Origin of the sequence: Afipia sp. P52-10 (genome assembly GCF_000516555.1) — a bacterium.
Lineage (GTDB): Bacteria > Pseudomonadota > Alphaproteobacteria > Rhizobiales > Xanthobacteraceae > P52-10.
The window spans coordinates 967,255-989,063 of the sequence record NZ_AZSJ01000007.1 but is presented as its reverse complement, the minus strand read 5'-3'; the positions used below and the strand labels follow the sequence as shown (position 1 = coordinate 989,063).

Annotated in this window: 24 protein-coding genes and 2 tRNA genes; 16 read left to right on the top strand and 10 right to left on the bottom strand. The window is 63.2% G+C overall.

From position 1 onward, the window contains the following. Positions 1–27: 27 nt before the first annotated feature. Positions 28–1,002, bottom strand: coding sequence for a DUF2332 domain-containing protein (locus X566_RS21940; protein WP_244434852.1), 975 nt, complete (start codon positions 1,000–1,002; stop codon positions 28–30). Positions 1,003–1,045: 43 nt separating this feature from the next. Beyond that, the gene (locus X566_RS24870) at positions 1,046–1,357 is read right to left on the bottom strand and encodes a hypothetical protein (RefSeq protein WP_152540019.1); all 312 of its coding nucleotides are present in this window, start codon (positions 1,355–1,357) and stop codon (positions 1,046–1,048) included. Positions 1,358–1,819: 462 nt separating this feature from the next. Here X566_RS24870 and X566_RS21930 point away from each other — a divergent pair, with 462 nt between their 5' ends. Continuing rightward, complete coding sequence (locus X566_RS21930; protein ID WP_034472750.1) at positions 1,820–2,752, top strand: alpha/beta hydrolase; 933 nt, start codon at positions 1,820–1,822, stop codon at positions 2,750–2,752. Between the two features lie 50 nt (positions 2,753–2,802). Here X566_RS21930 and X566_RS24865 read toward each other — a convergent pair whose 3' ends face one another. From X566_RS24865 to X566_RS21910, 5 genes are all read right to left on the bottom strand, one after another. After that, on the bottom strand, positions 2,803–3,126 hold the full coding sequence (locus X566_RS24865) for a hypothetical protein (protein WP_152540018.1): 324 nt from the start codon (positions 3,124–3,126) through the stop codon (positions 2,803–2,805). Next, a complete protein-coding gene (locus X566_RS21925) occupies positions 3,123–3,389 on the bottom strand; it encodes a hypothetical protein (protein ID WP_152540017.1) in 267 nt (88 codons plus the stop codon). Before X566_RS21925 ends, X566_RS24865 begins: the two co-directional genes overlap by 4 nt. A gap of 172 nt (positions 3,390–3,561) precedes the next feature. Further along, positions 3,562–3,638, bottom strand: a tRNA-Arg gene (locus X566_RS21920). Between the two features lie 173 nt (positions 3,639–3,811). Beyond that, the gene (locus tag X566_RS21915; protein ID WP_034471555.1) at positions 3,812–4,234 is read right to left on the bottom strand and encodes a CBS domain-containing protein; all 423 of its coding nucleotides are present in this window, start codon (positions 4,232–4,234) and stop codon (positions 3,812–3,814) included. Between the two features lie 129 nt (positions 4,235–4,363). Next, on the bottom strand, positions 4,364–5,491 hold the full coding sequence (locus X566_RS21910) for an S-(hydroxymethyl)glutathione dehydrogenase/class III alcohol dehydrogenase (protein WP_034471552.1): 1,128 nt from the start codon (positions 5,489–5,491) through the stop codon (positions 4,364–4,366). A 93-nt stretch (positions 5,492–5,584) separates the two neighbouring features. Here X566_RS21910 and X566_RS21905 point away from each other — a divergent pair, with 93 nt between their 5' ends. Continuing rightward, the gene (locus X566_RS21905; protein ID WP_034472747.1) at positions 5,585–6,454 is read left to right on the top strand and encodes a DMT family transporter; all 870 of its coding nucleotides are present in this window, start codon (positions 5,585–5,587) and stop codon (positions 6,452–6,454) included. A gap of 109 nt (positions 6,455–6,563) precedes the next feature. Here X566_RS21905 and X566_RS21900 read toward each other — a convergent pair whose 3' ends face one another. Continuing rightward, positions 6,564–7,223: a peroxiredoxin gene (locus X566_RS21900; protein WP_034472744.1), complete on the bottom strand. Its 660-nt coding sequence runs from the start codon at positions 7,221–7,223 to the stop codon at positions 6,564–6,566. Positions 7,224–7,601: 378 nt separating this feature from the next. On the opposite strand from X566_RS21900, the gene X566_RS21895 reads away from it, so the two are divergent. The 3 genes from X566_RS21895 to X566_RS21885 all read left to right on the top strand — a co-directional run bounded on the left by X566_RS21895 (position 7,602) and on the right by X566_RS21885 (position 11,266). After that, positions 7,602–8,195 carry a hypothetical protein gene (locus X566_RS21895; protein ID WP_034471549.1) on the top strand — a complete coding sequence of 198 codons (594 nt, stop codon included), beginning with the start codon at positions 7,602–7,604 and terminating at the stop codon, positions 8,193–8,195. A 163-nt stretch (positions 8,196–8,358) separates the two neighbouring features. Further along, a complete protein-coding gene (locus X566_RS21890) occupies positions 8,359–10,374 on the top strand; it encodes an acetyl/propionyl/methylcrotonyl-CoA carboxylase subunit alpha (RefSeq protein ID WP_034471546.1) in 2,016 nt (671 codons plus the stop codon). A gap of 28 nt (positions 10,375–10,402) precedes the next feature. Continuing rightward, a complete protein-coding gene (locus X566_RS21885; protein ID WP_034472741.1) occupies positions 10,403–11,266 on the top strand; it encodes an oxaloacetate decarboxylase in 864 nt (287 codons plus the stop codon). Positions 11,267–11,339: 73 nt separating this feature from the next. Here the strand turns inward: X566_RS21885 and lipB are convergent, their stop codons facing one another. Beyond that, positions 11,340–12,029, bottom strand: a complete 690-nt coding sequence (gene lipB, locus X566_RS21880) for a lipoyl(octanoyl) transferase LipB (RefSeq protein WP_034471544.1) — start codon at positions 12,027–12,029, stop codon at positions 11,340–11,342. Positions 12,030–12,129: 100 nt separating this feature from the next. On the opposite strand from lipB, the gene X566_RS21875 reads away from it, so the two are divergent. The 7 genes from X566_RS21875 to X566_RS21845 all read left to right on the top strand — a co-directional run bounded on the left by X566_RS21875 (position 12,130) and on the right by X566_RS21845 (position 18,511). After that, complete coding sequence (locus tag X566_RS21875; RefSeq protein WP_034472738.1) at positions 12,130–12,372, top strand: FliM/FliN family flagellar motor switch protein; 243 nt, start codon at positions 12,130–12,132, stop codon at positions 12,370–12,372. Between the two features lie 90 nt (positions 12,373–12,462). After that, positions 12,463–12,547: transfer RNA gene (locus X566_RS21870), tRNA-Leu, on the top strand. Positions 12,548–13,251: 704 nt separating this feature from the next. Beyond that, positions 13,252–14,589 (top strand): globin-coupled sensor protein, encoded by a 1,338-nt coding sequence (locus X566_RS21865; RefSeq protein ID WP_034471542.1) that lies wholly within the window; start codon positions 13,252–13,254, stop codon positions 14,587–14,589. A 303-nt stretch (positions 14,590–14,892) separates the two neighbouring features. Further along, positions 14,893–16,326 (top strand): magnesium transporter, encoded by a 1,434-nt coding sequence (gene mgtE, locus X566_RS21860; RefSeq protein ID WP_034471538.1) that lies wholly within the window; start codon positions 14,893–14,895, stop codon positions 16,324–16,326. A 68-nt stretch (positions 16,327–16,394) separates the two neighbouring features. Further along, a complete protein-coding gene (locus tag X566_RS21855) occupies positions 16,395–16,709 on the top strand; it encodes a DNA-binding transcriptional regulator (RefSeq protein ID WP_034471535.1) in 315 nt (104 codons plus the stop codon). 109 nt (positions 16,710–16,818) lie between these two features. Next, positions 16,819–17,637, top strand: a complete 819-nt coding sequence (locus X566_RS21850; protein ID WP_034471532.1) for an aldo/keto reductase — start codon at positions 16,819–16,821, stop codon at positions 17,635–17,637. Between the two features lie 76 nt (positions 17,638–17,713). After that, positions 17,714–18,511, top strand: coding sequence for a YdcF family protein (locus X566_RS21845; protein WP_034471529.1), 798 nt, complete (start codon positions 17,714–17,716; stop codon positions 18,509–18,511). A 36-nt stretch (positions 18,512–18,547) separates the two neighbouring features. On the opposite strand, the gene X566_RS21840 is transcribed toward X566_RS21845, so the two are convergent. Beyond that, positions 18,548–18,841 (bottom strand): DUF3253 domain-containing protein, encoded by a 294-nt coding sequence (locus tag X566_RS21840; protein ID WP_034471527.1) that lies wholly within the window; start codon positions 18,839–18,841, stop codon positions 18,548–18,550. A 122-nt stretch (positions 18,842–18,963) separates the two neighbouring features. Between X566_RS21840 and X566_RS21835 the strand changes: the two genes are divergently transcribed. From X566_RS21835 to X566_RS21820, 4 genes are all read left to right on the top strand, one after another. After that, entirely contained in the window at positions 18,964–19,620 is a 657-nt protein-coding gene (locus X566_RS21835) for a glutathione S-transferase family protein (RefSeq protein WP_034471525.1), read from the top strand. 274 nt (positions 19,621–19,894) lie between these two features. Further along, on the top strand, positions 19,895–20,086 hold the full coding sequence (locus tag X566_RS21830) for a hypothetical protein (RefSeq protein ID WP_034471521.1): 192 nt from the start codon (positions 19,895–19,897) through the stop codon (positions 20,084–20,086). A gap of 167 nt (positions 20,087–20,253) precedes the next feature. Further along, positions 20,254–21,225, top strand: a complete 972-nt coding sequence (locus X566_RS21825) for a hypothetical protein (RefSeq protein ID WP_034471519.1) — start codon at positions 20,254–20,256, stop codon at positions 21,223–21,225. Positions 21,226–21,341: 116 nt separating this feature from the next. Beyond that, positions 21,342–21,779: a DUF1489 family protein gene (locus tag X566_RS21820; RefSeq protein WP_034471517.1), complete on the top strand. Its 438-nt coding sequence runs from the start codon at positions 21,342–21,344 to the stop codon at positions 21,777–21,779. Positions 21,780–21,809 lie beyond the last annotated feature (30 nt).

Genomic DNA, 21,809 nt, shown 5'->3' with positions numbered 1-21,809 from the left:
GCGGTGCGAGGAACCGGGGCGCGAACGCTACGCAGCGAACCAATCAATCGATCGGCCGTGCGGATCGGTCCAGGCGAGCGGCTTTCCATTCATGGCAAGCAGGAAGTGCCGCACTCCCGGGGGCGGCGGTGCATCCTTGGCGAACTGGGGAAACACCGATGGTGCCTCGTTGCTGATCCAGATGGCATCGCTTGCCAGCATGGCCTGCGCGAATGCATCGCGATCGGCTTGGGATGGGATGTAGGCCAATACAGCTGTGTGGAAAACCACGCGCGGGATATTCTCCGGCGCGTCGGCAAGGACCCTGGCGAGGTCCGTCAGGAGATTGCCCTGGCGAATGGTAGGCGGGTCGGTGCGCGCGACCTCGATCGCCGCATGCAGGTTGACGGCGCGTTGTTCCTGACCGGGCCAGACCAGCGTCTCCAGCCAGGCCATATCGGTTGGCGACTTTACATCCAGCGGGTTGAGGTCGAGGCCGCAACGCCATGCGATGTCCGGCTGCCGATGCGGGAGCGGCGTCGCAGCATTCGCGACGCAATTGAAGACGGGTGCGCTATCGGACGGCGGCGCGATTCGATGCCGCCCGTAGTCATAGCCGTAGCGGTCCGGCAGCAGGCAAAGACCGGCCGATGCGCCGATTTCCAACAGTGCCAGCGGTTGTTGCAGTCGAGCCAGGGCGGGAAGCAGGACCGCACAGCGCGCAGGTTCATTGGTTTGCGTGGTCCGCGTCACCATGATGTCGCGGATGCGCGTGGCAAACCGGCGGACGCTCGGTTCGAGATCGTCCGGTGTCAGTATCCCGCCCGCCGCGTCGCGGATCGCGGCGAGAAAGAGGTTGGGCTGCCGTCGTTCGTCCGGCAGGGTTTGCAGAAAGGCGAGGAGGGCCGTGGATTCGGCGATCTTCAGCGCGAGCTGCTCGTAGAGCGGTGATACATCGTGAGCTTCTGACGCCGCGAAACGACGATAGCGCCTTGCGATGGCATTCCATTCGTCGTCAGACACACGCATGGGCCTATCCTGGCGGTTCGCCAGCCGTCTTACGATGCTATGCTGCGGTGGCTGCTCCATCCTCAAGCTGCCCCGCTGCGATCTTGTTCAACAGGCTGCACGCAGCGATAGCATCTTCTTTTGATAGGTTATAGGCGGCTGTCGATCCGAGCATGGCGAAATCGTCTCGCCGTGTATCCCAGACGATCCAGTTGTCCAGCGGATCAGGAAACGCTTCAAACAGCGCAGCCATCGTTTTGCACTCCCATTTTTGTTTTAGATAGATCGATGGTGGGGCGAGATCCTGTGAGAAAGAACGCAGGATTGTCCTTAACGTGACGAAGGGGTGAGCGTTCCGCAGATCAAGCATCGTTGGCGATTGATCCACAGACTTCGCGATTGTTGATAGGCGCCAATGCCCGTATGGCGCGAATCAAGTGAGCGGAGCGGGATGGAGCTAGAGCTTCACGTTTGACGCGTTTTCTTGACGTGAGCCGATGCCATCCCAAGCCAAGTCTGGGACAGGCTTTCGCTGGGAAAACGCGAGAGGCGTACGCCATGCTGGCGGCACTGCCGATATAAAATCGCGAACGCCATCGTCGCGCTTTCGAAGATGTGATCGCAATCATGCGTGCAAAACACGAATGGAGCGGATTTGACATTCGCATCCCACTTAGCCGCTGGCGCGCCTGCGAATGTCAAATCCAAAACTCCACGAAGATGCAAATGTTGGAATCGAACCACTAGGTCAGCGTTGCTGATCCCGCCTATAATCGGCTCTCTCTATGAGACGGTGTTCGCGATCGGGATCGCTCCGAAGGATCGTCAGGCCATGATCACACGCAGGACCCTGCTGCTGGGTGCTGGCGCGGCGATGCTCGCAAAGGGGGCCACCGCGCAAGTTTCCGGATCGGCTTCCACCAGCCTGTCATTGTGGCCAGCGAAGCCGCCCGGCGGCGGCGGTCCGGCAGGACCAACGCAGGTTAGCAAGACCGGTGCTGTGAGCCAGATCGCGATGCCCGCGTTGGAGGTGATCCAACCCGATCGTCCGAACGGCGCGGCGATGCTGGTCGCCGCAGGCGGCGGATACAAACGCATCCAGATGGGGAAGGAAGCCCAGCCGGCGGCCCGCTGGCTTGCGGATCGCGGCATTACGGCCTTCATGCTGAGCTATCGCCTGCCGGGTGAGGGCTGGAATGCCGGGGCGCTTGCTCCGTTGCAGGATGCGCAGCGTGCGCTTCGCGTTATCCGCTCGCGGGCTGCGCAGGATCATCTTGATCCGGTGCGCATCGGTGTGCTCGGCTTTTCGGCCGGCGGGCATCTCATGGGCCTGGCGGCGACGCGATCATCTTTCCGCTCGTATGATCCGGTCGATGAGCTCGATACCCTGTCCGCGCGGCCTGCTGTCGCGGCTCTGATCTATCCGGTGATCACGCTGCAACCGCCCTATGACCGCACGTCCGCGCGCCGCGTCCTGATCGGCCGTCATCCTGATCCCGCTGCAAGCGCCGAATGGTCGGTCGAGACTCATGTCCGTGCCGGAAATCCACCGGTCTTCCTGGTCCAGGCCGCCGACGACCCGATTTCCAATCCGGAGAATACCGTGATCATGGCGCGTACCTGCGAGCAGGCCGGTGTGCCGGTCGAATGCCACCGCCTGCCGAGTGGTGGCCATGGCTTCGGCATGGGGCAGCCGGGTTCGCCGACCGCCGATTGGCCGGGATGGTATGAGGCGTGGCTACGGCGGTCAGGGATGATCGCGTGACGTGGGCCTTCGAACCCAAGCGAAGGCCGCGATATTCCCTCGATGGCGTTTCAGTCTTCCATCAGCTCCAGATACGTTTCATGAAGGCGCGTTGGCGTTTTCGCCCCGTCCATCAGGACGAAGTAGACACGACCGCCCTTGGCACGGCTTACGACGATGCCGACGGTTCGCGGAATCCGCGGGCTTCTTTCTCTGCCGAGCTCTGACAGCCGGACGCGATCACCAGGTTGAAAAGGCATGCCGCAGTGTAGATCAGCTGCATGATGCATGATTGTGATCGAGGTCACATCACCGGCGTTGTCCGTCGAGGGATGGGTCGGATCAGGCTGCGAGCCAAGTCTGGAGTCTGGAGCCAAATCGTAGGGCCAACTCATGGCCTACTGTCGATCCAGAAGACATCCGGGCCATCCGGCCAGAGATTCCGGAGATAGGCTGTGAGCGCTTTGAGGGCCGCGAACTCGGCCTCGTTGGTGGAGACCAGTTGCATCTCCTCGAGCGTCCGTTCGAGGTGTTCGGCGAGCGTATGTGGCGCGACGACGTTGGCGCGGACGAGCGCGCCTGCCAGCGCGCACAACGCCAGTACCGTCCCTGTCTGGATTGAGTCTCGACCAGCCGTCGGCGTTTCGCCGGACATCATTGCACGTCCCAAGTCCCCGATGAGGCTCAGCATTCCGCGCGAAGCCAGCGAGTCGCAAGTGGTGGCCGTCAGATTTGCCGATAACCGATTGTCGATGCGCGCACAGCTTGCGCCGCCGGTAAGGAACCACAGGATGCGCAGAAAGAGGGGTACGTTTAGGGTGACTTTCTAATGGCGCACTCGGAGAGATTCGAACTCCCGACCCTCGGAATCGAAATCCGATGCTCTATCCAGCTGAGCTACGAGTGCGTGCCGCCACCATACTGATTGCGGCGGAGAATGCTAGGGCATGATCAGGGCGGGGGGCCGGATCTTGATGTCCCCGACCAACGACGTGCTGCGGTTGATCCGACACGATGCACATCGTCTGGCGCCGCAGTGGGCACCGGACGATCGCAGAGCAGGATGACGCGATGGCCGCATCAGTGATGGTGAGCCGAGACGCTCTTGACCCAGCCGGACAGCATCTCTGGTGCGGCCACATGACCGAGGTCGCCCAGGCTGAGCATGCCGACCATCCGCTTGTTCTTGTTGATCACCGGCAGCCGGCGGACCTTCAGCGTCTCCATGTGATGAAGCGCTTTCGCCAGATCGTCATCTTCCCGGCAGCAATGAATGCCGTCGGTCATCACGTCGCGGGCCATTGTCTTGCGGGCGTCGAAACTGTTGACCGCTATTCCGTTGCAGACGATGTCGCGGTCCGTGACCATTCCGACCAGCTTGTCGTCCTCGCCGATCGGGATGCAGCCGATATCATGGGCTCGCATCAGCTTGGCGATTTCCACAATTGGGGTATCGGGGCTGACCCAATCGACGCCCTTGTGCATCACGTCCTTGACCTTCATGGCAGACCTCCGTGGGCTGGAGTTCAGGGTGCCCGACGCGGTGGCCAGGCTCCCTGTCGTCTGCCTCCTACAACGGAACAGGGGCGGCGGCGGTTCCCGTCAGGCGCGCCGCCCCGTCGTCACGCGATCTCAGAAGGTCACGACGCTGCGGATCGACTTGCCCTGATGCATCAGGTCGAACGCCTTGTTGATATCGGCGAGCGGCATCACATGAGTAATCATCGGGTCGATCTGGATTTTGCCTTCCATATACCAGTCGACGATCTTCGGAACGTCGGTGCGGCCGCGCGCACCGCCGAAGGCCGTGCCTTTCCACTGCCGGCCGGTGACGAGCTGGAACGGACGGGTGGCGATTTCGGCGCCGGCCGCGGCAACGCCGATGATGATCGACTGGCCCCAGCCGCGGTGGCAGGATTCGAGCGCCTGCCGCATCACCGTGACGTTGCCGGTGCAGTCGAAGGTGTAATCGGCGCCGCCGATCTGGTCGTCGCCGGATTTCGTCATGTTGACGAGGTGCGCGACGAGATCCTTGCCCGCATCCTTCGGGTTGACGAAATGGGTCATGCCGAAGCGTTCGCCCCAAGATTTGCGATCGTCATTGAGGTCAACGCCGATGATCATGTCGGCGCCCGCAAGGCGCAGGCCCTGGATCACGTTCAAGCCGATGCCGCCGAGGCCGAACACGATCGCCTTGGCGCCGACCTCCACCTTGGCGGTATTCAGCACGGCGCCGATGCCGGTGGTGACGCCGCAGCCGATGTAGCAGACTTTGTCGAAGGGCGCGTCCTCGCGAATCTTCGCCACCGCGATTTCCGGCAGCACCGTGTAATTCGCGAAGGTCGAGGTGCCCATGTAGTGATGCACGACCTGGCCATCGCAGGAGAAGCGGGAGGTGCCATCCGGCATCAGACCCTGGCCCTGGGTCGCGCGGATCTTGGTGCAGAGGTTGGTCTTGCGCGAGCGGCAGGAATAGCATTCGCGGCATTCGGGCGTGTAGAGCGGAATGACGTGATCGCCCTTCTTCAGGCTGGTGACGCCGGGGCCGACATCGACGACGATGCCTGCGCCTTCATGGCCGAGAATGGCGGGGAAAATGCCCTCGGGGTCGGCGCCCGACAGCGTGAACTCATCGGTGTGACAGACGCCAGTCGCCTTGATTTCGACGAGAACCTCGCCGGCCTTGGGGCCGTCGAGCTTGACCGTGGTGATTTCCAGCGGCTTTCCGGCCTGAAATGCGACAGCGGCGCGAACATCCATACGAGGCTCCTTAGACTTTCCGTGTCGGCGCAGGACAGGGCCGACGAATTGCCGATTGCGGGTCATCATACGTTCGGGCAAGCAGCGCCGCAAATGAGCAAACGATTGGATATGATGGCAGCGCGTGCCGCGCCGGCGCTGTTCGTGTTGTTGTGGAGCACCGGCTTCATCGGCACGAAATACGCGTTGGAAGGGGCCGAGCCCTTCACCATGCAGACCGTGCGCATGGTCAGCGTGGTCGTTCTGCTCGGTGTGTTCGCCATGATCGTGCGCCCGGCCTGGCCGGATCGGGCAGGCGTCATGCACAGCATTGTCGCCAGCATCCTGGTGCACGGCTTTTACCTCGGCGGAACGGCGGTGGCGATTTCGCACGCGGTTCCGGCGGGACTGTCGGCGCTGATTCCGGGCCTGCAACCGGTGCTGACCTCGACGCTGGCGAACCGCTTCCTTGGCGAAAAGGTCACGCCGACGCAGTGGCTCGGCTTGTTGCTGGGGCTCGGCGGTGTGATGCTGGTGCTGCACAACCGGTCGTTCGAGGGCCAGTCGGCGATCGGCTGGCTCGCCTCCGGCGTGTCGCTGGTCAGCATCACCATCGGCACGCTTTATCAGAAACGCTTCTGCAGCCACATCGATTGGCGCGCAGGAAACCTCATCCAGTTCGTCACGGTCGCGATTTTCTTCGCCGTCGGCGCGTTTCTGTTCGAGAGTCGCGTCGTTCACTGGACGCCGACATTCGTGCTCTCGGTGGGCTGGCTTGCGGTCGTGCTGTCAGTGGGATCGATCGGTCTGCTGTACTGGCTGATCCGCAAGTCGGCGGCGACGCAGGTGGCGAGCCTGTTCTATCTCGTGCCCGGCGTGACGGCGCTGATGGCTTACATCCTGTTCGACGAACGGCTGGATGCTCTCTCGATCGCCGGCATGGTTGTGTGCGCTGCAGGCGTGCTGCTGGTGAACCGGCGCTGAGCATGACACAGACATGGAGGTCCCGGCCGGATCGGATCATGCTCGCAATGAACGAGGCGTCGTATGACGCCCCGTCATCACCTCGCAAGGTACGCGGGATGTAAACGCTTCAGCGCGGCTGTGGCACGATCCGGATGTAGGGTTTCGGCGTCTTCCAGCCGTTCGGATAGATCGTCTTGGCCTCCTCGTCGCTCACCGAGCCGGCGATGATCACGTCCTCGCCCTGCTGCCAGTCGGCGGGCGTCGCCACGCGATGCTTGGCGGTCAGTTGCAGCGAGTCGATCACCCGCAGGATCTCATTGAAATTGCGGCCTGTGGTCATTGGATAGGCAAGGGCGAGTTTGATCTTCTTGTCGGGGCCGATCACGAACACCGTGCGGACGGTGGCGTTGTCGGCGGCCGTGCGGGCGGCGACATCGCCCCCCGTCGTGGCCGGCAGCATGTTGTAGAGTTTCGATACGTTGAAATCGGTATCGCCGATCATCGGATAGTTCGGTGCGTATCCTTGTGTTTCTTTGATGTCGTCCGCCCACAACGAATGCTTGTCCACCGGATCGACCGAAAGCCCGATCAGCTTGACGCCGCGCTTGTCGAATTCCGGCTTCAGCCGCGCAAGGGTACCGAGTTCGGTGGTGCAGACCGGGGTGAAGTCCTTGGGATGGGAGAACAGGACGGCCCAGCTGTCGCCGATCCAGTCATGAAACTTGATGCGGCCCTCGGTGGTGTTGGCCTCGAAATCCGGGGCAGTCGCGCCGATTTGTAGGGTCATATCGTCCTCCTCGTCACAGAAATTGCGCAATTGATATAGCGACCTAGCCAGGGAACGGAATGTGTCGACGGAAGATTGGAAGGATCTTCCAAATCCAGCCGCCACAGCAGTTGCTTGCTTCTCCTCCACAACGAGGACGCGCAGGTGTTTGTTCGGACGCTCCTGTTAAGTTTACGGCCTCTTAATAGTTTGCCGCGAATTTGCCTGGACGCAGCCTAACGCTTGCCCAGGGCGCGTGCGAACTCATCGAACCTATGTGACGCAGGTCACGACACATCGGATACCATCCGCCTAGAGAGCGTTGGAGCCGGCTGGTCGTGATTCATGAGTTGTTCAGCCAGGTGCTGAGATAGTGAAAGAAAGACACAGAGACTGACGATGTTGACCGCCGTTGCACGCCCGAAACGTTCCTTGGCCGAGCTGATCGCCGCCATCGAGTCTTCATCCATCGCCACCGGAGAGCAGGCCGCCGAAGCGCTCGCCTTCGTCCGCGATGGCGTCATCACAGGCGAGGGGCCGACCACCGCCGGGCGCGTCCATTTCTCGCGATCGCTCGACGTTCGCGATGCCGAGTGGTGCGCCCGCATTCTGACCGCACGCGGCGTCAACGAGACCGCCGTGAGCCGGCAGGAGGCGCAAGCCCTGTTCCAGATCAACGAGGCGGCAGCTGAACGGAGCGACGGCGGCAAGTTCGATGACCTGTTCGCCAAGGCGATCCTGCACCACGCGGTCTCGGCTTCCGGCCTGTCCGTCCCGTCGCGGACGGTGGCTCTGGCCCCGGAAACGTCGATCGAAAGCTGGGCGCCTGCGCGCTCCAACGACATCAACGTCGAAGTGCTCGAATGGATCGCTGCGGAGATGCGTGGCAAGCGGCGTTCCAGCCGGACCCTGATGACGATCCTGGCGGTTCTGTTCGGTGCGGCCGCCCCGCTGGTTCATTCGCTGCCGCAACTCGCCGACCTCGGTATGTGACCCTCCCGAAAGGGCTAGGAAGGTGCCGAAAGCGGTCCCGCCTGGTCGCCTCGACCCCGCTTGATTGTTGCTGCAACCGCACAGGCCATGCGTCGCTGAACATTGACTTTTTCCGGCCAACCCGCAAAGGCTGGGGCAGTCAATTCAGCGATGTCGGGCGTGCATGTTCAAACGAATTTTGATTGCCAACCGGGGGGAGATCGCCTGCCGGATCATGAAGACCGCGCGGCGGATGGGGATCGAGACCGTCGCGGTTTATTCCGAAGCCGATAAGGATGCGCTGCATGTGGAGATGGCCGACGAGGCCGTCTTCATCGGGCCGCCGGCGGCCGCGGAGTCCTATCTGCTGATCGACAAGATCATCGACGCCTGCAAGAAGACCGGCGCCCAGGCCGTGCATCCGGGGTACGGCTTTCTGTCCGAGCGCGAGGCCTTCCCAAAGGCGCTGAGCGACGCCGGACTCGTCTTCATCGGGCCGAATGCCGGCGCCATCGCCGCGATGGGCGACAAGATCGAATCCAAGAAGGCTGCCGCCAAGGCGGGCGTGTCCACTGTGCCCGGCCATCTCGGCGTGATCGAGGACGACAAGCGTGCAGTCGCGATCGCCGAGGAGATCGGCTATCCGGTGATGATCAAGGCGTCGGCCGGCGGTGGCGGCAAGGGCATGCGCATCGCCGCCAATTCGGCCGAAGTGGCTGAGGGGTTCAAGCTCGCGCGCGCCGAGGCCAAGGCGTCGTTCGGCGACGACCGCGTCTTCATCGAGAAGTTCATTGTCGATCCGCGGCACATCGAAATCCAGGTGCTCGGCGACAAGCACGGCAACGTCATCTATCTCGGCGAGCGCGAATGCTCGATTCAGCGCCGCAACCAGAAGGTCGTGGAAGAGGCGCCGTCGCCGCTGCTCGATGAGGTGACGCGGCGCAAGATGGGCGAACAGGCGGTGGCGCTGGCGAAGGCCGTCAACTACGATTCCGCGGGCACCGTGGAGTTCGTCGCCGGTCAGGATAAGAGCTTTTACTTCCTGGAGATGAATNCCCGCCTGCAGGTCGAGCATCCGGTGACCGAACTCGTCACCGGCATCGATCTGGTCGAGCAGATGATCCGTGTTGCCGCGGGCGAGAAGCTCGGCATCGCGCAGAAGGACGTGACGCTGACCGGCTGGGCGGTTGAATCGCGCGTCTATGCGGAAGACCCGTTCCGCAACTTCCTGCCGTCGATCGGCCGCCTCGTGAAGTATCGGCCACCGGCCGAGGGTGTGAGCGAGAGCGTCACCGTGCGCAATGATACGGGTGTGCAGGAGGGCGGCGAGATCTCGATGTTCTACGACCCGATGATCGCCAAGCTGGTGACGCATGGCCCGTCCCGGGCTGCGGCGATCGAGGCGCAGTCGCGCGCGCTGGATGCGTTCTATATCGACGGCATCCGCCACAACGTTCCGTTCCTGTCGGCGGTGATGCAGCATCCGCGCTGGAAGGAAGGACGGCTCTCCACCGGTTTCATCGCCGAGGAGTTTCCTGGAGGCTTTGCGCCGCGTGCCCCGGAGGGGGAGGTCGCCCGCTGTATCGCCGCTGTTGCGGCGGCGATCGATCACGTCATCGGCGAGCGCAAGCGTCGCATCTCCGGCCAGATGATCGGCCGGCCGGTGACGCGCGAACGCCGACGGGCTGTCTGGCTCGATCGCGTCGAAATCCCGCTCGAGGTGGCTCGCGATGGGGACGGCATCGCCGTTCGCTTCATCGAGGCCAATGGCGAGCCGGGTGTCGGTGCGACGCTGGTGTCGTCATGGAAGCCCGGGGACCCGACCTGGCATGGGACGATCGGCGGTCAGCCGGTCGCCGTGCAGGTCCGCCCGTTCGCCAATGGCTTCCGCCTAGCGCACCAGGGAGTGGAGGTCGCCGCCTACGTGTTCACCGAGTTCGAGGCGCAGGCAGCGCGGTTGATGCCGCTGGAGGTCAAGGCCGATACCGGCAAGAAGCTCCTGTGCCCGATGCCGGGCCTCGTGGTGTCGATCGACGTCAGCGAAGGGCAGGAGGTCAAGGCGGGCGAAACGCTCGCGGTGGTCGAGGCGATGAAGATGCAGAACGTGCTGCGGGCGGAGCGCGATGGGGTGGTCAAGACCATCCACGCCAAGGCCGGTGCCACGCTCGCCGTCGATGCGCCGATCCTGGAGTTCGCTTGAAGCAACAACATGGCCGAAGGAGGCTGCGATGCAATGGAGCCGGCAGCGCGCGACCCTACGCGCAATTCTTTCGGGCAAGGTCTGCATCCGGCCTGCCTCGGTCTGGGATGCCGTTTCTGCGCGCATTGCCGAGGACATCGGCTACGAGTTCGGCATCCTGGGCGGCTCCACGGCGTCGCTGACGGTGCTGGGCGATCCTGACCTGATGCTGATCACGCTTTCGGAGCTGACCGAGACGGTTCGGCGCATCACCCGGGCGGGAAAGCTGCCGGTCATGGTCGATGCCGATCATGGCTTTGGTAATGCGCTGAACGTGCGGCGCACGATCGAGGAGATGGAGACGGCCGGCGCTGCCGGGGTCACCATTGAGGACACGCTGCTGCCGCAAGCGTTTGGACAGGCAAAGCCGCAGCTGATCCCGATCGAGGAGGGCATCGGCAAGATGAAGGCAGCGGTGGATGCGCGCATCGACCCGGCGCTGGTGATCTTTGCCCGGACGACGCTGGCCGTGAACGGGCTGGAGGATGCGATCAAACGCGCCCAGGCCTACGAGGCGACCGGCGTCGATGTGCTGTTCATGACCGGCGTCAAGACGCGCGATGAGCTGGCGGCGATCGCGTCGGCGACCAAGCTGCCGATCATGCTGGGGCAGGTCGATGGTGAGGTCGCGGACGATGCATTGCTCAACGCCCACCGCGTCCGGATCTGCGGGCAGGGGCATTTGCCGTTCATGGCCGCCGCGCAGGCGATCCATGAGACGTTGAAAGGTCTGCGCGAGGGCAAGTCGCGCAAGGACCTGAAGGGACTGCCATCCTCGGAGTTCGTCGATCGCTATATGCGCAACGCTGACGTACAGCGCCGGAGCACCGAGTTCCTCGGCCTGAAGCGCTGAGCAAATGGGTTGCCGGGAGGCGATTTGAGCCTGCCATCCCTTCGTCCCGAACGAGGGAGGCTGCCAGCTTAAGTCAGAACACCTCGTCGAACGCGCGCTGCAGTGCGACGTCGAGATCGAGCATCGTCACCGGCAGGCCGAGATCGACCAGGCTGGTGACGCCATAGCGCGGATCGGCCACGCCGCAGGGGACGATGCCGTCGAAATGCGTCAGGTCGGGCTCGACATTGATGGCGATGCCGTGCAACGACACCCAGCGCTTCAGCCGAACGCCGATTGCGGCGATCTTGTCCTCGCAGCCGGGACCTTTGTCCGGCCGCGCAACCCAGACGCCGACCCGATCCTCACGGCGCATGCCGCGCACGTTGAAGGCATCCAGCGTGCGGATGATCCATTCCTCCAAGCCCGCCACATAAGCGCGCACGTCCGGCTTGCGCTGCTTGAGGTTCAGCATCGCGTAAGCAATCCGCTGGCCGGGTCCGTGATACGTCAGTTGCCCGCCGCGCCCGGTCTGAAAAACGGGGAAGCGCGGGCTCAGCAGGTCCGCGGCCTTGGCGCTGGTGCCGGCGGTATAGAGCGGGGGATGTTCGAGCAGCCAGACGAGTTCGCGCGCTTCGCCGGCGGCAATGGCGGCAGCCCGTGCCTCCATCGCGGCCACCGCCTCATCGTAGCCCACCGGTTGCTCTTCGATCCGCCATTCGACGCCGTCATCGTCGTTAGGCCGGGCAAGTGTCAGGTCGAGGGTATCGCGCGTGTTAACCATTGGTTCACCATACCGTGGTGACGTCACTCCAGCATCTGTTTTCGAGTCTTTGTTTCCCGTCTTGCTTCAAGTCTTGCGCCAGAACCGCGCCGGAGTGCTCGTGCCGACCCTCGACAAAGTTTCCGTCAATCTGATGGTGGTGCTCGGCACCACCTCGATGCCGATCCATCAGGTGCTTCGCCTGAGCCGCGGCGCCATCATCGAACTCGATGCGACCGAGCAGGACGAAGTGAAGGTGCTGGCCAACAATATGCCGATTGCCTCAGGCTCGGTGGTCGTGAACCGCAACCGGATCGGCGTGGAAGTCAAGCGCATGCTGCCCCGCGAGAATGGTCAGAAGTAAGTCGTTCCCGGGGTCTTGTCCCTGCCAAGGCGATTTGTTACATGGGCGCCGTTGCTCAGGCGCCGATCTCGCGATTGGTGCTATCCCCCTGCGGCCGTGGCGGAATTGGTAGACGCGCTAGCTTGAGGTGCTAGTGGGGCAACTCGTGGAGGTTCGAGTCCTCTCGGCCGCACCACTTGAAAATCATCTGACAAATCAACGCGTTGGGTCAAGGTTTTCGAGGTGCTTGGCAGGTGCCCTGACCGGGCATGTGCGCCGCGACGCGTGCAGTCGCTGATTCGGTCTCTCATCCGCTCGCAGATATGGGCGCGATTCCCCAAGCGGTCGAGGTGACGCTCGGTGCCGGGACGCCTTCGTGCTGGCTTGGCGCTAGGATACTTCGACACCACGATTCTGAGGCTCTTCGACCCCGTCGGCCGTGGTCGCGCCGGCGATTCGCGTTGCGGCTTTGACGACACAGGCTCCTATCGCTTCTCGAGGAGGGCGAACGAGTGTCTTGCCGATCTCGCCTCTCCGCGCTGGCCGTCCTAGGTAGGCGTCGGATATCGATTCCTAAAATACCCGGGCCGCCGCAGCAGTGTCTTCGGGCTTGCGCAGGTCGGCCGTGCCAGCGGCACGCAATGGTGTCACCCTAGCGCATTATCCATCTGTGGTTGAATTCGTTTACTCATCGTCCTTAGGTTTTGGATAGTTCCAGGACGATTCGTGTCGAGCGGGGCGGCACAGCATCACCGGTTTCCATGCGCGACTGATTTGTACGTCACCAGGTCGGTTTGGGCGGCCGGCAGTGAACGCACAGCTCAGCCCCAACGCGCAATCAAGTCGTGCGGCGAGCGCGGCGTTCTTATTCAGTCTCTTGGCAGGGGATTTTCATGACCAATCAAAGCACCGGCTCGTCTGGCCTTCAACACAATCGATCGGGAGACGGCCGCGACACTGCGAGCGAACAAGGATTTCGTGCTCCAAGTGCTGCCGACGGTGCTCGACAAGTTCTACGATCACGTGGCGAAGTTCAGCGAAACGGCGGCCTTCTTCAAGAGCCGCGATCACATGATGCATGCCAAGAAGATGCAGCTCAACCACTGGGCGCTGATCACCGAGGGGCACTTCGACGAGAGTTATGAAGCCTCCGTCACGAAGATCGGCGAAGTGCACAGCCGGCTCGGCTTGGAGCCGCGTTGGTACATCGGAGGCTACAACTTCCTGGTTTCGGGCGTGATCGAGGCGATCGCCTATCATTTGCCCGTCTCGAAATTCGATCGGACCGGAGCCCACCGTAAACTCGAATTGCAGCAGGCCGTCGTCAAGGCGGCAATGCTGGACATGGATTTTGCCATCGCCGTCTACCTCGAAGCCGGCAAACGCGAGCGGCAGACAACGCTGGTGCGGATCGCAGGCGATTTCGAGAAGGCGATCGGCACGGTCGTCAATGTCGTATCGTCGGCGGCTGCGGACCTGCAGAAGGCAGCACAGACCATGACCGCGGCGGCCGAAGAGACGGCGAGCCAGTCGAACGCGGCGGCGACGGCTTCGGGCGAAGCCTCGGTCAACGTTCAGTCGGTCGCCTCCGCGACCGAGCAGCTGACGCAGTCGATCACCGAAATCTCCAGGCAGGTCAACGACTCCGCGCGGATCGCTGCCGAAGCGGTGCAGAATGCCGCCGCCAGCGGTCAGAAGGTTCAAGAACTGGCCGAAGGCGCGCAGAAGATCGGCACCGTGGTCGACCTGATCAACAATATCGCCAGCCAGACCAACCTGCTGGCGCTGAACGCCACCATCGAGGCCGCTCGCGCCGGTGATGCGGGCAAGGGATTTGCGGTGGTGGCGACCGAGGTCAAAGCGCTGGCCGCGCAGACTGCGAAGGCGACCGAGGAGATCAGCACGCAGATCGGCCGTATCCAGGCGTCCACCAGCGACTCGGTGGGCGCAATCAGCAACATCACGACCGTCATCAAGTCGATGAACGAGATCGCCACGGGCATCGCCGCCGCGGTTGAGGAGCAGGGCGCCGCGACGACGGAGATCGCGCGCAATATCCAGCAGGCGTCGAAGGGCACCAGCGAGGTCTCCTCCAACATCTCGGGGGTCACCCAGGCTGCCGACCAGACCGGTGCCGCCGCTTCACAGGTGCTGTCGTCCGCAAGCGAATTGGCTCGCCAGTCCGATCAGTTGCGGGGCGAAGTGGAGAAGTTCCTGGCGACGGTACGGGCCGCCTAAGCTGATCCGGCTTGTTTGCGCAGTCGGCCGTCGGGCAGATTGCGCAGATCCCTTGATCGGGCCACCGATCGCCTCTGGAACGTCGCTCCTCATCGGCGAGCCGCGCGGCGATGTCATTGCTTGTTCCCCCGCCAACCTCGCTCCGGATTTCGGCACCCAGACGTGCTTGTGCGCATGGCAGTTCGCCACCAGCGCGTGAGCGAAACGCGAGCGCGTCGCGCGCGTTGATGTTTGATGTTGCCACGACGCGTATCGATTGGGTATGGCGGTCGCAGGACAACACGAAAGCTGCGGGCGCAGGCGATGGCCGACAATCAGGACCTGGCGAACGCGCCCGTACCGAATGAAGGCGAAGCCTTCCTCGACCGCGTGCCGATGCGTGATGACGAGGGGGGCCTTCGTGAGCCGTTCGTCGAGGAGGTGGCCCGCTGTATCGCCGCCGGCAACGCCGCGTTCCTGCGCTCGCTGGTCGGTGAACTGCACGAGGCCGATCTCGGCGATCTGATCGAGGCGCTTGAGCCGGAGCTGCGGCCGCGCCTGATCGAGCTTGCAGGCAGTGATTTCGATTTCGCCGCCCTGAACGAAGTCGACGATTCGGTGCGCGAGGAAATCCTGGAGGAGCTGCCGCCCGAAACGGTGGCCGAGGGCGTCCGTGAACTGGAATCCGACGACGCCATCGAACTGCTGCAGGATCTGCCCGACGAGAACAAGGAGGAAATTCTCGAGCGCATTCCGGTGCTGGAACGCCTGCCGATCGAGCGCGGGCTGCTCTATCCCGAGAATTCCGCCGGACGGCGGATGCAGACCGATCTGATCGCGATCCCGCCGGGTTGGACGGTTGGGCAAGCGATCGACTACATGCGCGAGACGCCTGATCTGCCGGAGCGGTTCTACGAACTCTATGTGGTCGGCGGTGAGCGGCAGCTCCGTGGTTCGGTGGCCCTTGATCAGCTGCTGCGGGCGCGTCGCCCCGTCCCGATCGCGGACCTCGTGGACGAAGAGCGGCGCAGGGTCCTCGCCACCGACGACCAGGAGGTGGTCGCCCGCCTGTTCGGCAAGTACAATCTGGTGGCAGCGCCCGTGGTCGATGCGCGCGACCGGCTGGTCGGCGTGATCACCATCGACGATGTGGTCGACGTGATCGAGGAGGAGGCCGAGGAGGACCTGAAGGCGCTCGGTGGCGTCACCACCGACGAAGAGCTGTCGGACAGTGTCTGGACCATCGCCAAAGGGCGCTTTCCGTGGCTCTTCATCAACATGTTGACCGCATGCCTTTCGGCGTTCGTGATCAGCCGGTTCGAGGGCTCGTTGGAGAAGATGGTTGCGCTGGCGGTGCTGATGCCGGTGGTGGCGAGCATGGGCGGCAACGCCGGCACGCAGACCATGACGGTCGCGGTGCGCGCGCTGGCGACGCGGGAACTCGGCCGCGCCAACACCGGGCGGGTGCTTCGGCGCGAATTGCTGGTCGGCATGCTCAACGGGATCGGCTTCGCCTGCATTNTNGGTTTNANGCAGNAGACGGCATNCGANATCGCCCAATTGGGCGTCGTGATCGGACTTGCCATGGTGACGGTGCTAACGAGCGCCGCGTTCGGGGGGCTGATGATCCCGTTGCTTTTGAACCGGCTCGGCGTCGATCCGGCGGTCTCCTCCGGGCCGTTCGTGACCACGGTGACCGATGTCGTCGGCTTCCTGTCGTTTCTTGGTATCGCCACGCTCTGGTTTGGGCTCTCCTAGTCTCGATATGCCCATTAACCATCTGTTAACCATAAATTCCGAGCATGGGACGAATCGGAGAGATCCCCATGCTGCGACTAAGGTTGAAAGCTGACGGGCGTATCGTCGAAATCCAGGATGGCCACGAAGCGCCGCTTGCGCCAGCCATTCCTCCCGGTGCGGATCTCACCACACCTGCGTTGGACGTTCGCGCCTTGCGCAGCCGCTCGCAGCTGACTCAGGTCGAGTTCGCTGCGCGGCTCGGTGTGCCGCTCGAGACCATTCGCAACTGGGAGCAGGGCAAGCGGGAGCCGCGGGGGCCGGCCAGAGCGCTGCTGACACTGATCGCGCGGGCGCCCGATCTGACGTTCGCATTGCTTGCCAAGGCGTCGTCGGCGCACTGACATCGACGTTTGCAGACAGGTCGGTTGCGCCGGGTGCTGAGCGATCCTGCTACGCCGGGGCGACCGCCGGCCTATGCTTTGAGCCTGGCTGATGGCAGGGAACATCGTCATGCAGATGATCGAAGCGAACGGCGCGCGTATTCCGGCGATCGGGCTCGGTACCTGGGAGCTGCGCGGCCGCACCTGTGCGCGCGTGGTCGAGCAAGCGCTGCGGCTCGGCTATCGGCATCTCGATACAGCGCAGATGTACGACAACGAGCGCGACGTGGGTGACGGCATGCGCGCCTCCGGCATCGCGCGCGGCGAGATCTTCCTCACCACCAAGATATGGCCGACGCACTTTGCGCCGAACGAGCTCATCCGCTCGGTCAAGGACAGTCTCGCGAAGCTGCGGCTGACCGAGGTCGATCTGCTACTGCTGCATTGGCCGAGTACGCGCGTGCCGCTGAACGAGACGCTGGATGCGCTTGCCTCGGCCAAGCAGGCGGGCATGACCAGACACATCGGCATCTCGAATTTCACGGTCGCGTTGATTGAACAGGCGGTCGCACTCTCACGCGAGCCGCTCGTGTGCGACCAAGTCGAGTATCACCCGTACCTTGATCAGACCAAGCTGCTTGATGCGTGCCGCCGCCTGGGTCTCGCGGTCGTCGCGCACACGCCGATCGCCAAAGGGCGGGTCAAGGACGACCGTACGCTCGCAGCGATCGCCCGCCAGCACGGCAAGACCGCGGCGCAGGTCTGCTTGCGTTGGCTGGTGCAGCAGAACGTGGCCGCGATTCCCCGCACCACCAAGCTCGAGCGCTTGCAGCAAAACATCGATGTCTTCGATTTCTCCTTGAGCGACGACGAGATGGCGACGGTCGCGGCACTCGGAAGCCGTTCGGGCCGGTTGCTGAACACCGGGATCGGCCCCGATTGGGATTGAGCCATCGCATGTCCGATTGATCTTGCCGGCAAGTTCACGCATGGAGGTTGGGCATCAGGCGGGGTTACCTCCAAACATGTTCTTTGTGCTTTCGAAGGTTCTCGGTTTCTTCGCGGTCCCGTCCAATCTCTTTGCCCTTTTGGCCATCGCCGGTATCGGTCTGTTGAGTGCGGGCTGGCGGCGGTTGGGTCTGTGGGTGTCGGCTATCAGCGTCGTGCTGATCGCGCTGTTCGGATTGTCTCCGGCTGCCAATATCCTGCTGCTGCCGCTCACCGAACGGTTTCCAGCCTGGGATGAGCGAAACGGTGCTCCGGACGGGATCATCGTCCTTGGCGGTGCCATCAACCCCAACATTTCCGCGGCGAGAGGAATAACCGAACTGGATTCAGCCGGCGAACGGGCGATCGCGATGCTGATGCTGGCGCATCGTTTCCCGACCGTCCGCATCGTCTACTCAGGCGGCAGCGCCAATCTCTTGAGCGAGGCCGTGTCGGAAGCGCCTTATGCGAAGAAGCTGCTCGAGCAACTGGGAATGAGCGGCGATCGCTTCCTGTTCGAGAGCGCATCGCGGACGACCTACGAGAACGCCATCTATTCGCGCGATCTCGTACAGCCGAAGCCGGGAGAGCGCTGGCTGCTGGTGACATCCGCTTCGCACATGCCGCGCGCGATCGGCACCTTCAGGAAAGTGGGCTTCGAGGTGGAGGCGTTCCCGGTGGACTGGCGGACCAGCGGGTGGGACGACGCTTTGCTGCCGTTCCGCAGGGTGAGTGCGGGCCTTGCGCGCACCGATACAGCCATGCGCGAGTGGAATGGTCTCGTGGTCTACTGGTTGACCGGGCGAAGCAGCGAACTGTTTCCCGGCCCGCGCTGACCGCTGCGAGGTGACGGCAGTAGGATCGATCGACGATCAGTCGTGACGCGGCAGCCCGAGACGATAGACGCCGCGGAAATCCGTGGGGTCGACCGGTTTGCCCTTGCGGTAGATGATAAGGCGGCCGTCGAGCGCGAGCTTCACCGCCGCGCGCCGGATCGGCATCAGCAGCGTGTGCCAATCACCAGCATCGGAAATGACCTGCGCGATTTCGGGTGCGCTCAGTGTTTCCGCCGGCGCCCGTGCGAGCACGGCGAGAATGGCATTCTCCAAATGGACGGGCTGGTGGTCTGCCGGAGGCAAAGCGGCGGTCGAATCGTGATTGAGCATCCGCCTGCCTTGCCGGATTGTAGCGCCCGCTGCAAGCGATCGTCCTCTCTGGCGGAGTGGGCTGGTCTCGCGTAAAAGCAGGCTCTCGCGAACAGGTGCCGAGTAAGCCGTCGGAGTGAGCCATGGCGTTGACGCTGGTGATCGGAAACAAGAACTACTCATCCTGGTCGATGCGGCCATGGATGGCGTTGAAGGGCGCAGGCATTCCCTTCGATGAGGTGTCGATCCCGCTCTACACCGGCGACGAAGACAAGCAGCGCATCCTACATTACTCGCCTGCCGGCAAGGTGCCGGTCTTGGTCGACGGCAGCATCACGGTTTGGGATTCGCTGGCGATCATCGAATATCTGGCCGAACGTTTCCCCGACAAAGGCATCTGGCCCGCGGACGTCGCGGCGCGGGCCAAAGCCCGCTCGATCTCGGCGGAGATGCATTCTGGTTTCGTGCCATTGCGCAACGAGTGCTCGATGAACATTCATCGTCCGCCCTTCAAGCGGGCGCTGTCGGCGGATGCGCAAGCCAACGTCGCACGCATCGAGCAGATCTGGATCGAGTGCCGTCGCCAATACGCCAGCCAAGGCCCGTACCTGTTCGGACGCATCTCGGCGGCCGACGCGATGTATGCACCGGTCATCCACCGGTTTCGGACCTATGGCGTCACGGTGACGGGCGAGGCTGCCGACTACGTCGACACCATGCAGCGCGATCTGGCGTTCGCTGCGTGGACCGAGGCGGCACTCGAGGAGACGTTGGTCATCGAACGGTTTGAGAACGACTGAACTCGCACCAGGGAAGGGTTTGCGGGTTGGATCCGGCCGATTCAGCGGTCGGTGTGCGGTTCCGCCACAGGGGGCGGCACGGTTCCGCAAATTCGATTTCGGAACCCTATTAAGGCCCTGAAATATAAACTCTTTTTGCCATTCTCTGGCGGCGGGAAATGCTGGCCAAATTGTGGTCCGACGTGCTATACGGAGCCCGGGTGGCTTTCGCCAATCAAGCTTCACTTCATTGCTTTGATTGGCTTTTTTCGCATAGCGCGTAAAGGAGAGGGCGTTGACTCACAAATACAAGGTCGGGGACACCGTCTATTTCACCGCTAGCAACGTCTCACGTCCCGCGGCGAGTGGAACCTACGAGGTCATCCGCCAGTTGCCGACCGATGGCGACGATTGCCAGTATCGGATCAAGAGCACCACCGAAGCGTTCGAGCGCGTGGCCAAGGAAAGCCAGTTGAAGGCGGCCTGAGCGACAGACTATTGCCCCATTGATGTCTTGTTCGTGACTCACTCTGACCGGCGGATGGGCGCGGCACAGGGACCATGTGCCGTCCCGATACACACATAACGCTTTCGTCTCGCTGAGCCGTTCGCGGCAGACGGCGAGATCGAGTGCGAGCGCAGGGGGCACTTGGCATGCAATGGGCATGGGCAACGTCGCTTGATCAATTGTGGCATTCGCCCGCGTTTCCGATGTGGGTGACGCTGGCGGCAGCCGGTTTCTCCGCGCTGGTCGTGCTGATCGTCTTGTTGCGAGCCGATAAGACGATGGCGAATGGTGCGCTGGCGGTGATTGCGCTGCTGGCCATCGGGATTGCCTCCACCACCACCGTTCGCGGTTTTGGCGGAATGAGCCGTTCGCAGGATTTTGCGATCGAGCAGCCGCAGCGAATCTCTGCGCCGCAGCAGACGGCATCGGTGCCGGCGCTTTCATGCCTTGATGGCCTTGCAGGCGATAGCGTCGAGGCTGCGTGCGAGCGCGCGGTGTTCGGTTCGGCGGATATGGCGGCGGCCGCGGTGTCCTACGCGGCGGCACAGGTCTCCCGTCTGATCGCAGCGGGCAACACGCGGTCGCTTTCGCCCGAGCAGCAACTGCTCAAGCGCACGATCGAACGCGATCGTTACGGCCTGGTCGCCCAGGTGATCACCGCGCGCGAGCGCTGCAATGCCGTCGATTGCCCGCTGTTTCGCGTGCTGTCCGATTCCACCCAGATCAAAGCCAACATGAGCGAGCACCTCTACGACACGCTGGTCGCCCGCTATGCGGCATCGTGGAACAGCGCCGCCACATCCGCCCCGTCGCCCGCAGCAGGCCTGCTGCCCGGTATGCCGACCGGCAAGCCGACGACGGTCGATTTCGCAACCTCCACCTCGATCCCGCCGGTCAGCATCATGACCCCAGAGCCGTCGCCGCCACCTGCCAAACAGGCGGCACCGGCGCCCGCACAGAAGGGGACAAACGCGCAGGCTCAGGCGAAGCGTCCTGCAGCCAGCCACCAGCAGCCTGCGGCGACCGCCGGCAGCACCGCTCATCCACCAGCCGCATCCGTCGGCCGGCCGCGTGTCGTTGCGCCGGTTCCTTTCATGCCGCAGCAAGAGGCCAATTGAGGTTCAGCGCCGTGGTGGGTCCGCCTGTTCGTGACCATCGCGGTATGAGCGCCGCTGTTGTGATCTTCCGGTAAAACGCCTTTCCACCCTGCGGCGCCTTGCCGTAAAATGGCAGTATGGCACTGCATCTGATGAAATTGGCGGTCGGTTGCGACTCGATCAAAGACCTCCAGGACTTCCTGCGTGAGCGCATGCGCAAGGCGAAGGAGCAGGGTCTGCCGCGCAAGCACATCCACATCACGCGAATGACGCCGAAGCGGGACGAGGAATTGCTCGATGGCGGTTCGCTCTACTGGGTGATCAAGGGGCAGATCGCCGCGCGCGAGAAGCTGCTTGCGATCGAGTCGTTCCGCGACAAGGCCGGCATTTCCCGTTGCCGCATCGTGATGGAGCCGAAGGTGATCACCGTCACGCCGCGGCCGATGCGGGCCTTCCAGGGCTGGCGCTATCTGAGCGCATCCGATGCGCCGGCCGATCTCGGTCAGGCGGGGAAGGGGCTTGCGGCGATGCCGGAGCCCTTGCGCCGCGAACTGCGCGAACTCGGTCTGCTTTAGGCGGACAGGAACGGGCGCCTGCGGGTGCCT